The sequence below is a fragment of the Catenibacterium faecis genome (assembly GCF_014306455.1).
Classification (GTDB): domain Bacteria; phylum Bacillota_I; class Bacilli_A; order Erysipelotrichales; family Coprobacillaceae; genus Catenibacterium; species Catenibacterium mitsuoka_A.
In genome coordinates this window covers 1-11436 of sequence record NZ_JACRWG010000068.1, presented here as the reverse complement: position 1 = coordinate 11436, position 11436 = coordinate 1, and the positions used below count along the sequence as shown (strand labels likewise).

The window sequence follows — 11436 nt, the reverse complement described above, 5'->3', positions numbered from 1 at the left end:
ACCACCTCTCTTTGATTATACTATTATATCGAGATGCACACTAGAGTTTTGGGGGATTTGAGTTTGGTTATATATTTGTGTCCGCGCAACAAAGGCGCGGGGAAATGGAGAAAATCATGAATAAACTTAAAGAACCTACAACCACTTTTTCACTGGTTGCTAGATTCTTTAACACAAGTCCTACTAAAGTAGTTGAGATATTTGATAAGTATGGCCAGATGCGTAGACAGCCTTTACCTAAGATTATATGTATTGATGAGAAGCACTGGAGACATAAAGGACAAAACAGATACATGTGTGTTATTCTTAATTTTAAGACTATGGAAATTGTAGATATCATTGATGGAAGAACCAAGAAGGCATGGTCAAGTTATACTCAGATAATCGATAAAAAAGAACTCGCTAAAGTCAAATATATCTCTATCGATATGTATGAAACGTACAGATTTGTAAGGAATCAATACTTCCCCGGGTCAGTATTACTATGCGATTCGTTCCATGTCATAAAAAAATATCAATAAAGTTCTAGATGATATCAGAATAAAAATAGGTAAAAGATACCAAAAGTATAGTACTGAATATTATCTTCTCAAAAAGTTTCATTTCCTTTTATTGAAAAAATACAATGACATTCCATTCAACAAGGCTAGATACAACAAAAAGCTTAAAAGATATATAGACTATCATCAGTTACTTGAAATAATCCTAGGCATAGATAATGAACTAACAGAAGCATACAATCTAAAGGAACAATATATAGCCTTTAATCATTATGCAACATCTGAAAACTGCAGAGAATGGCTTTCAAGAATAATTCAAGAATATGCAGCATCAGGAATCGCTGGCTTCATATCATTATCTGGAACTCTTATAAACTGGTTTGATGAAATATGTGCATCATTTGATTTAGTAGATGGTCAAAGAATATCTAATGGACCAGTAGAAGGAATCAACTCTAGAATAGATAAGATACTATCAAACGCATGTGGATATCAGAACTTTGCAAGAATGAGAAATAGACTAATGTATTCTCTTAATAAATCCTCCAATCCTTCCTCTTACGCTATTGATGAAACAATCAAAAGAGAAGGAAAAAAGAGAGAATCTTATAAGAAAAAGAATCAATAAAACATTTAAATAGGAGTAATATGAGCGCACTAAAGGGCAGTCATTTCTGACTGCCCTTTACAAGTGGAAACCCCCAAATATTTAAAGCGAGTTTTCTATTGACCCCCCTTAAAAATTAAAGGTTCAAAGTATTAAAATACCTGCTCATTAATGAGCAGGTATTTTAATACAGGTCTTTATTCTGTTTGAAAGGTTTGTAATCATAGAAAATGATATTTCTGCTATTTTCTATTATTTCATAATATAAGATTGCTTTGGTACTTGACATAACATACTTATATTTGTTTGGACCTTCTTGCCGATATGCGGATAGGCCTCGACTATTTCTCTTGCTTTTTGTAATTCTCTAATTAGAAAGACTCCTACAGAGAAGTTTTTGAATGTTGTATAGCTATAATAATTAATGTTGTAAATTTTTTCTATAATGTGTGAATCAATTTTAACATCAAAATTTGACCCCATACTTTTCTTCGCTTTGTCTTAAAAACTCATCAAAACTAAGGATTTTGAAATCTTTACTCTTTTTTCTTTCTTCATAAGCAGCTACTGTCTGTAAATCTTCGTATTCTTCATCAGTTAAACAAGTATAAGATACACCATTAATAATTATTGTTCTGTTTTCCATATCCTATCGCTTCTTTTCTGTTATTATAGTATAGTTCTGTTCCTATTCCTACCAAATATTATGAATTGACTATTCGAGGAATGAGTTTCTTTTATCTTTCTATGTAAAAGTATTCTAAACAAGAAATAAGTGGCTTACACATATATATACTCATTCGTCATGGTGAATTACTTCATATTTTTAAATTATTTTCATCATTTGTGTTCACCTCTAAAATAGTGTAGAATACAAAAAACGGAGGATATAAAGATGTTATCATTTGAAAGTGATTATACAGAAGGGGCACATCCTGCCATTCTAGAAAAATTTATTGAAACAAATATGGATCAGCAGTCAGGATATGGAGTAGATGTATATTCTGAATCTGCAAGAAAAAAGATTGCGAAAGCATGTGGTAAAGAAGATGCTGATATTTACTTTATTACAGGTGGTACACAGACTAACCAGTTAGTCATTGATACAATGTTGAAGCCTTATGAAGGCGTTGTCGCTGCAGTGACAGGACATGTGGCTGCTCATGAAGCAGGGGCTATTGAATATACAGGACATAAAGTACTCACTGTCCCACAGTATTTAGGTAAGTTAAAAGCATCAGATGTAAAAGAATTAGTAGATACATTCTATAACGATGCTAACCATGAACATATGGTATTCCCAGGTATGGTTTATATTTCTCATCCTACAGAATATGGCACACTTTATACAAAAGAAGAATTAAAAGAAATCTCAGATGTTTGTCATGCTTATAATTTGCCTTTATTCTTAGATGGTGCAAGACTTGGTTATGGTCTCATGTCTTATGATACTGATGTAATACTAGAAGATATCGCAGAACTTACTGATGTATTCTATATCGGTGGTACTAAAGTAGGGGCATTATGTGGTGAAGCTGTTGTTTTTACTAAGAATAATACACCAGCACATTTTGTGAACCTTATTAAGAAGCATGGTGCTTTACTTGCAAAAGGACGTTTAAATGGTGTTCAATTTGATGTTCTCTTTACAGATGACCTTTATTTCAAGATTTCAAGACATGCTATTGATATGGCTGAAAAGCTTAAAACAATCTTTAAAGAAAAAGGTTATGAATTCTATATTGATTCTCCTACAAACCAGCAGTTCTTTATTGTAGACAACAAGAAACTAGAAGAATTAGAAAAGCATGTACGCTATGGTTTCTGGGAAAAGTATGATGATACGCATACAGTAGTACGTTTTGCAACAAGCTGGGCTACTACAGAAGAATCTATTGAAAAACTTAAAGAATTACTATAAAAAGATTCCTTGCGGAATCTTTTTTTAATGCCATGCGGTTGTATGTTCATCTACAACCTGGCCATTTTCTATTTTATAAAATCCTAATACTATAGTAGTACCATTCTTTGTTTCCTCATAAACATATTCATGTTCATGAGTTTCATAATAATTCAAATCTCGTGTGACACCATCTTTATTATAAACAACTGCATACATCCATCCTTTAGCACTGATACCATAATCTATATCATCATAATTAAGATAATCAGCGACCATCTTTAATTCTTTTCTAATCTCATCGGCATTATTATTAGCCGTATCACCTTTAGTTGTTATTTCATCCTGACCATTCACAATAGAACTATTTGTCTTGCCATTATAATAAAGATTATAAAGTGTATCATCCTGCTCAGTTCCTTGAATCACAACACCTACATGATCCTTATACCAGCTCACACTCCACACTTCTTCTCGAATACTTCCACCATCATCTGATAATGTAAAGTCCATCTTATTGATTATCGTATCATTCTTTTTAAGAAGCAGACGTCCATCTGCACTGCTGAAGAATAGAGGCGCTCCGACTGACTGCATCACAACCTCATATTCATAATAAGATTCTTTAGCTACTGTTTCGACATGATACTCGATCATGTAGATAAAAAGACCATAGAGTAGACCAAGAACGAGTACAATACTTAATACGATTCCTAGAATCACCTTTAATACTTTTTTCATATAGTCTCCTTATAAAAAAAGAAGATCTTTCGATCTTCTTATCTACCAGCACCTGCGTAATGAGATGCATAATAACCGCTATTTAATGAAGATACTGTAACACCAGTACTTGAGTTGGCAGCATGAACAAACTGTCCATTACCGATATAGATACCTACATGTGAGATACCTGACTTATAAGTTCCTGCGAAGAATACTAAGTCACCAGCACTTAAGCCATCCTTAGATACTCTTGTAGTTCCACTATACTGAGCAGAAGCAGTTCTTGGTAATGATTTACCATTCTGTCTATATACCCATGAAGTGAATCCAGAACAGTCAAATGCTGTTGGTCCAGAAGCACCAAATACATAAGCAGAACCTACTTTAGATAAACCAGTTCCAACAATACCACTGTGTCCACCCTTGACGCTTGTTCCACCTGCATTGTATCCACCTCTAGATGGAGCAGCAGCGACAGTCACTTTAGCACTTGCATTTGCTGTATTACCAGCATTATCAGTTACTGTATAGTTAACTGTATAACTTCCAGCTTTAGAAGTATTGACAGAACCACTTACATTCACCTTGCTTGTCACATCACCATCAAGATTATCGATAGCAGATGCAATATTAGACTTTGCATCAAATGAACCACCATTCTTTACACTAATATCAGTAGACTTTAATGTAATAGCAGGAGCAGCAGTATCAGCTACAGTCACATCATAAGTATTTTCAGTCTTATTACCACTTGCATCAGTTGCAGTTACTTTAATAGGCTGAGTACCATCTAACTTCTTAGTATCAATTTCACCTTCTACAGATAAAACTGGATTCATATCATAGTTATCCTTTGCTTCAACATAATTGTTGATATCAAAGTTATCACCATAATTGACTACGAAATTACCATTCTTTAAGTTCATTTCAGGAGCAGATGTATCACCTACATTAAATGTAAATGTCTTAGTAGCGATATTACCCATGTTATCTTCAACAGATGCATTGATCACCTGTTCACCTAACTGAGTTGTATCTAATTCCTTATCAAAATTAATAAAATCTGTTACATCACCATCAACATTATCAGTTGCTTTGATGTAATCCTTTAAATTACTACTACCATTTGCTTCAACATTGATGACAAATCCATCATCAGTCTTAGATTCAAGAACTGGTGCTTCATTATCTACAACCTTAACATTAACAGTCTTAGTTGATTCATTGTTGAAAGAATCCTTTACTGTTACGTTAACAGTATAAGTTCCTAACTGGTTCTTTTCATAAGATTCAGCATGAATCTTAGTTTTTAATGTATCAGTATGATCTCTGTTATCAGAGATTGCAAAATCACTAGCTTTTAAGACAGTTCCATAAGGAACTTCAATTGTATTTGAATGTACAACAGGTGCTGTTCTATCAGCAACTGTATAACCCACGATTGCGAAAGCGGAAATAGCAAACACAGGAATGAACATTGTCTTCTGAGTTCTTACTCTATTAGATACGAAACTCATGATTTCTTTTGTTTTCTTATCCATTTTTCTCTCTCCTTTTGTCTTTCGACAGGCTCTATTATAACACCTCATAATAAAAAATAAAGAAAAATCTTAAGAAATAATTAAGAAATATCAAAATATGTAGTATTTATCATATAAAAATGAATTAAGAAATTTTTAAAAATAACTTAAGAATTATACAAAAAGGCCTATTTTGTAAAAAAAACTCATAAATTGTTCGAATAAAATGATTAGATTTTCATACTATATAATGGTAAAATAAATAATACTACAAGAAGGAGGTGGAATCATGTTTAGTAAGCTATTTAGTAAATTACAACGTGTAGGACAAAGCTTTATGATACCTATAGCTGTTTTACCTGTGGCAGGGTTATTAATGGGCATAGGTCAGTCATTCACAAATGAGACAATGATTCAGACTTACCATCTTCAATTTATATTAGGAAAGGGAACACCACTCTATGCATTATTCACAATTATGTGTAGTGCAGGTAAAATTGTCTTTGATAACCTTCCAGCTTTATTTGCGGTAGGTATTGCAATGGGTATGGCAAAACATGAAAAAGCGACTGCAGCTTTCTCTGCACTGGTTAGCTTTTTAGTTATGCATGCTTCTATTAATGCCTTACTTACTATTAATGGTTTTATAGTAGATGGGAAGGTGGCTGATTTTGTCAGACTAGGTACAATCAATGCGATTTGTGGCATTCAATCTTTAGATACAGGTGTCTTTGGCGGTATAGTAGTAGGACTTGGTGTTGCTTATCTTCATAATAGGTTCTATATGACACGACTTCCTGATTACTTATCATTCTTTGCAGGCACACGTTTTGTCCCAGTCATCTGTTGTGTGACATTTGTTTTTGTAGGAATCCTATTCTTTTATATATGGCCACCTATTCAGGAGGCTATCTATCACTTAGGTGTATTTATAAGAGACAGCAGTTATGCAGGTATATTCGTATTTGGACTTGTAAAGCGTATGTTGATTCCTTTTGGATTACATCATGTGTTCTATCTTCCATTTTGGCAGACAGGACTTGGTGGCAGTATGGTAGTGGATGGCCACCTGATCCAGGGAGCTCAGAATATCTTCTTTGCGCAGCTTGCTTCACCTCATGTCAAACATTTCAGTGTAGAAGCCACTCGCTTCTTCTCGGGAGAATATATCTTTATGATATTTGGCCTGCCTGGTGCTGCCCTTGCAATGTATCATTGTGCAAGACCAAGCCAGCGTAAAAAAACAGGAGGTTTATTACTTTCTGCTTCACTCACTTCTATATTAACAGGTATTACTGAACCAATTGAATTCACATTCTTATTTCAAGCACCACCACTCTTTTTGATTCATGCGCTTCTAGCAGGAAGTGCATATGCAGTGGCTCAGGCTTTAAATATAGCGATAGGTGTCACTTTTAGTGCAGGAGCGATTGATTTCTTCTTGTTTGGTATATTACAGGGTAATAGTAAAACAAACTGGGTCTTTGTCCCAATAATAGGTTTTATTTATTTCTTACTTTATTATTCAATCTTTAAGTTTGTGATTAAACGTTATGATTTTAAAACAGTAGGTAGAGGAGAAGATACACAGCTGCATACAAAAAAAGACTATTCTAGAAAGAAAAGTCTTGACGTAGACAGTTCTGTGTCTCATTCTATTGTAGAAGCATTAGGAGGTATTCCTAATATATTAGATGTTGATACATGTACAACACGTCTGCGTGCGACTTTAAAGGATCCAACATTAGTTGATGAGGAAGCTTTAAAGGAAACAGGTGCTGCAGGTATATATATGCGTGGAGAAGGTATCCAAATTACCTATGGACCACATGTTGTCATTATCGTATCAGAAATAAAACAGATATTACATGAAGGAGAATAAAGTGGAAAAACAGCGTTATGAAGTCATTGGAACGCTAAACAATAACGGAGTTGTCGCAAAAGATGAACTCAATAAAGAAGTTATATTACTAGGGAAGGGAATAGGCTTCAAAAGAAAAGCAGGAGATGTAATTGAGAATCCTGGAAAAAATATTAAATGCTATAGTTTAGAGAAGAATACTGGTAAGAATGTCTTACAGGGGGTTGATCCTATCTTCTTAGAAATAGCCAATGAAATTATCCGTTATGCAGAAAAAGAATTTGGTGATATAGATACTAAGATTCTTTTACCTCTTGCAGATCATATTGCATTCTCTATTGATCGTATTAAGAATGATATGGTCATCTCTAACCCTTTGACAAGTGATATTAGATTATTATTTGCAGATGAGTATGAAGTGGCCAAGAAAGCAAGAAAAATCATTAAGAGAAGATTAGGTTATGAAATCACTGATGATGAGATCGGTTATATATCTCTTCATATTCATGCAGCTTTGAGTTCTCAGCCACCTGGACGTTCATTACAGGTTGCCAGCATTATTCATCAAACAGTTATTTATGTAGAAGAAACATTTAATATAGTGATTGATGAAGACTCTATTGCTTATATTCGTTTAGTCAACCATATTAAATTCTTAATGGTCCGTTTAGATCGTAAAGAAGATGTACAGGTCTCTATGACAGACTATACAAAAGAAAAGTTCCCAGAAAGCTATGCTGTTGCATGTCGTGTCGCTGATTATATAGAAAAGCTGATTCTAGAAAAGATATCAGACGAAGAAGTAGGCTATCTTGCGATACATATAGAAAGAATCAGACATAGTGTATAGTAAAAGGCAGCGTAAGCTGCCTCTTTTCAATATTTGGCGTGCATGACAGGAATTGAACCTGCAACCTTCAGAGCCGGAGTCTGATACTCTATCCAATTGAGCTACATGCACATAGTTTATTCATTATATCATAGTTTATTCATTATATCATAGAAAGGATGAATTTTATGAGACAATTTATTGCACTTACATTCAATTCTTCTTTTAAAGAAGAATTAATGTCAATCATGGATACTTTAAAGGAAGAAGGGATTCAAGGTAAGTATTATGATCTAGATAATCTACATATGACTTTAGCTTTCTTTGGTGAAACAGATAGACAGGATGAAATTATGGAAATTATTCATTCTATTCCTTTTCCTGAAATCACCATTACTTTGAACCGTATTGGTCATTTCAAGAAGATTTATTGGGTAGGTATTAAAGACAATCCTGTATTAGATGAATATGTCAATACATTAAGAGGAGCATTAAAGGCACATGATATACCATTTGATGATAAACCTTTTTATCCACATATCACAATTTTAAGAAAAGCAGAAGAAGGAGATAGAACACTTCAAGAAGTCTCTACTAAAGACATCAAAGTAGAACTCTTGCAGGCTCATTATTTAGAAGAAGGGCTCAAGTATCTTCCTTATAATGAACAGTCTTTAATAGCGAAGATAAACAAAATATATCAACAAAAGGGACATGTCACTATCGCAATAGATGGAAGATGTGGAAGTGGGAAAACAACTCTTGCAAATAAATTAAAAGCATATTTTGATTGTCATATATTTCATATGGATGATTTCTATCTTCAGGAATATCAGCGTACACAAGAACGCTATAATGAACCAGGTGGTAATGTAGATAGAGAAAGATTTAAAAAAGAAGTATTAGAACCTCGTAAACAACATCAAGATGTTCTTTATCGTCCTTTTGATTGTTCCACAATGTCTATAAGTGAAGGAACCTTATACTCTTATAAACCTATTAATATCATAGAAGGGTCTTATTCATGTCATCCTGAATTAATAGATGCTTATGATCTTTCTATATTTGTAGATATAGATGAAACACTCAGACTTAAGCGTATAGAAAAAAGAAATGGAAAAGAAGCTCTTAACATGTTCATAAAAAAATGGATACCATTAGAAGAAAAATACTTTTCTTCATTTGATATCCAAAATCATTGTGATTTTTATTATAAAAAGCAGGTCGTTAGCGGCCTGTTCTTTATTTTTTCTAAGTGCTTTTTTAATAATCTTTAAACATCCCTGATCTTCATTAGAATCAGTAATACCATAAGCAAGTTTCTTGATTTCATCTACTGCATTCTCCATCGCAAAACCATACTTCACAGAATTTAATAAAGCATAATCATTCATCTGATCACCAAATGCGAGACATTCATCTCTAGAAATATGTTCATGTTCCTGAATATAACGCATACCAAGACCCTTATTTACACCATCTCTTTGAATATCCATCCACTCATTACCAGATGTAATAATCTGTAACCCACTAGGTAAGATAGAAGTAATATCACCAGCATTCTTTTTAATATCACCATTAGGGTCAAGTATCGCAACCTTAGTAATAGGTTCATCAATCTCATCAAAATCATCAATTAACTTATTTGAACAATAATAAGTAGTAAGTTCTTTAGTAAGATGATCCTTCTTTCTTGCATAAGCGTATTTCTCACCAGCTACTACAATCTTAAAATCAGGATAATGTTCCTTTACTCTCTCTATTGCAAGAAATGCTTTCTTACGGTCCATATCAAACACTTCCAAAGTATTTGGTCCCTTCGCAATATAACTGCCTCCATCTGCAATAAAATACATATCCTCACTCATTGGTAAAAACTTCTGGTAAAGTCTGGCATACTGATTACCACTTGCAGCTACAAACAGTACACCCTGTTCCTTCATCTCAAAAAATAAATCAATAAAAGACTTATCAAACTGCTTCTTATTATCTAGGAATGTTCCATCCATATCTGTCGCAATTAATTTGATCATTTGTCTTTTCCCCCTTTGTGAACAACTATAGCACACATCATTGAATTGTGGTAGACTATTTCAGAAAGGAAATTATTATGATAGTATTATTTATTCTATTATTTCTGATAATGGTATGTACATGGCGTACACGTTATCACATCTATACAAAAGGTTTATGCTCATTAGGTTTTATCCTCACTGCTTATTTCTCTCATCAAACAAAATTATTTCTTCTTATACTTCCAGCACTACTAGGCTATATGATTGGAGACATACTCTTATGTAAGAAGGAACTATTTAGATATGGTCTTAATGCATTCCTAATTGGTGATATAGCCTTCTTATTCTTCTATTATCACTTTGAACCATTTACATATATAGAATTAATTGTTCCTGTATGTGCTATGATTCTTCTAGAAATACTTGCTTACTATAAGATTGTAGATTTCTCAACTTACAAAACAGAACTGACTAGCTATATATTTGCGTTAGTCTGGCTTACTACAAAAGCTATTTTGACAGCTTTTACTCTCAATACTCTTAGCTTTATTATGATGGCTATAGGGCTTATTCTCTATCTCATATCTGATATTCTATTAGCGTTTTATAAGACAAATAAGATACAAATATTAGGAATATTAAATATTTTCTTCTATTATTTTGGAATATTTTTAACCGCTTACAGTTTTTCTTTCCTCTAATGTGTTAAAATAGATACAAAAGGGGAGAGAGAAATGTCAGAAACAGTAGTAGACTTAAAGCAGTTAAGGGAGATGCTTCATCATTTTGATACACTACATATTGCATTCCAAGATGACGAATATCCTTATATCGTTCCAATGAATTTTGGAATAGGTGATGATAAAGATAAAATAGTACTTTATATTTATACACCTAGAGAAGGAAAGATGACTCGCCTGATCAAAGAGAATCCTCATGTAGGCATACAGGCAGAAACACTCTATGAATATTTTTGTAAACCAGATAAGACTGTATCTAATTCTTACTCATCTATTATAGGTAAAGGTATTATTGAACCTATTTCTCATGAATCTTATAATGAAGCAATGGAGTCTATCCTGACTCATTGTGGCTATGAAACATATCCTTATAATAAGGATTATATAGATACATGCTATATTTATAAGATCACATTGAATCATGTGACAGGAAAAAATCATTTTAAAGGAGAAAATGTAAGTAACTAAATATATAGACTGTTGTGATTAAATGTGTTCAAATCCCCTCAAAGGAGAGCATTAAAATGAACACGACAAATATCACAAATTATAATTTATTGAAGAGATTAAGTTATGGAAGATAAACAAATATTACTTGATAATATAAATAAAGTGCATACTAGATAGTGTCAAGAATCTTGTGTAAATTCTTATTTCCTGTAAATTAAGTTTTCAGTAGATAAGATTAGTTGTTATCTATTAATTTGGAAACCATTGATCACGACCAACTAAACCAAAACC

Annotated in this window: 12 protein-coding genes and 1 tRNA gene; 8 read left to right on the top strand and 5 right to left on the bottom strand. The window is 33.0% G+C overall.

From position 1 onward, the window contains the following. Positions 1-116: 116 nt before the first annotated feature. The gene (locus H8909_RS11540; protein ID WP_187012940.1) at positions 117-521 is read left to right on the top strand and encodes a transposase; all 405 of its coding nucleotides are present in this window, start codon (positions 117-119) and stop codon (positions 519-521) included. Beyond that, positions 514-1128, top strand: a complete 615-nt coding sequence (locus tag H8909_RS11535; protein ID WP_187012941.1) for a transposase — start codon at positions 514-516, stop codon at positions 1126-1128. The genes H8909_RS11540 and H8909_RS11535 overlap by 8 nt, the downstream gene beginning before the upstream one ends. 445 nt (positions 1129-1573) lie before the next feature. On the opposite strand, the gene H8909_RS11530 is transcribed toward H8909_RS11535, so the two are convergent. Beyond that, positions 1574-1753, bottom strand: a complete 180-nt coding sequence (locus H8909_RS11530; protein ID WP_187012939.1) for a hypothetical protein — start codon at positions 1751-1753, stop codon at positions 1574-1576. A gap of 249 nt (positions 1754-2002) precedes the next feature. Between H8909_RS11530 and H8909_RS11525 the strand changes: the two genes are divergently transcribed. Beyond that, the gene (locus H8909_RS11525) at positions 2003-3028 is read left to right on the top strand and encodes a threonine aldolase family protein (RefSeq protein WP_187012938.1); all 1026 of its coding nucleotides are present in this window, start codon (positions 2003-2005) and stop codon (positions 3026-3028) included. 24 nt (positions 3029-3052) lie between these two features. On the opposite strand, the gene H8909_RS11520 is transcribed toward H8909_RS11525, so the two are convergent. After that, a complete protein-coding gene (locus tag H8909_RS11520) occupies positions 3053-3748 on the bottom strand; it encodes a hypothetical protein (RefSeq protein ID WP_187012937.1) in 696 nt (231 codons plus the stop codon). A gap of 38 nt (positions 3749-3786) precedes the next feature. Next, the gene (locus H8909_RS11515; protein WP_187012936.1) at positions 3787-5271 is read right to left on the bottom strand and encodes a C40 family peptidase; all 1485 of its coding nucleotides are present in this window, start codon (positions 5269-5271) and stop codon (positions 3787-3789) included. A 268-nt stretch (positions 5272-5539) separates the two neighbouring features. Between H8909_RS11515 and H8909_RS11510 the strand changes: the two genes are divergently transcribed. Both H8909_RS11510 and H8909_RS11505 read left to right on the top strand, forming a co-directional pair. Next, positions 5540-7132 carry a PTS transporter subunit EIIC gene (locus H8909_RS11510; protein ID WP_187012935.1) on the top strand — a complete coding sequence of 531 codons (1593 nt, stop codon included), beginning with the start codon at positions 5540-5542 and terminating at the stop codon, positions 7130-7132. A 1-nt stretch (position 7133) separates the two neighbouring features. After that, entirely contained in the window at positions 7134-7961 is an 828-nt protein-coding gene (locus H8909_RS11505; RefSeq protein ID WP_187012934.1) for a PRD domain-containing protein, read from the top strand. Between the two features lie 34 nt (positions 7962-7995). Here H8909_RS11505 and H8909_RS11500 read toward each other — a convergent pair. Further along, positions 7996-8072: transfer RNA gene (locus H8909_RS11500), tRNA-Arg, on the bottom strand. 56 nt (positions 8073-8128) lie between these two features. Here H8909_RS11500 and thpR point away from each other — a divergent pair. Then, a complete protein-coding gene (thpR, locus tag H8909_RS11495; protein WP_187012933.1) occupies positions 8129-9217 on the top strand; it encodes an RNA 2',3'-cyclic phosphodiesterase in 1089 nt (362 codons plus the stop codon). On the opposite strand, the gene H8909_RS11490 is transcribed toward thpR, so the two are convergent. After that, positions 9119-9973, bottom strand: coding sequence for a Cof-type HAD-IIB family hydrolase (locus H8909_RS11490; protein WP_187012932.1), 855 nt, complete (start codon positions 9971-9973; stop codon positions 9119-9121). The genes thpR and H8909_RS11490 overlap by 99 nt on opposite strands. 77 nt (positions 9974-10050) lie before the next feature. Here H8909_RS11490 and H8909_RS11485 point away from each other — a divergent pair, with 77 nt between their 5' ends. Together H8909_RS11485 and H8909_RS11480 are read left to right on the top strand one after the other, a co-directional pair. Continuing rightward, entirely contained in the window at positions 10051-10656 is a 606-nt protein-coding gene (locus tag H8909_RS11485) for a lysoplasmalogenase family protein (protein WP_187012931.1), read from the top strand. Between the two features lie 33 nt (positions 10657-10689). After that, the gene (locus tag H8909_RS11480; protein WP_187012930.1) at positions 10690-11163 is read left to right on the top strand and encodes a pyridoxamine 5'-phosphate oxidase family protein; all 474 of its coding nucleotides are present in this window, start codon (positions 10690-10692) and stop codon (positions 11161-11163) included. Positions 11164-11436 lie beyond the last annotated feature (273 nt).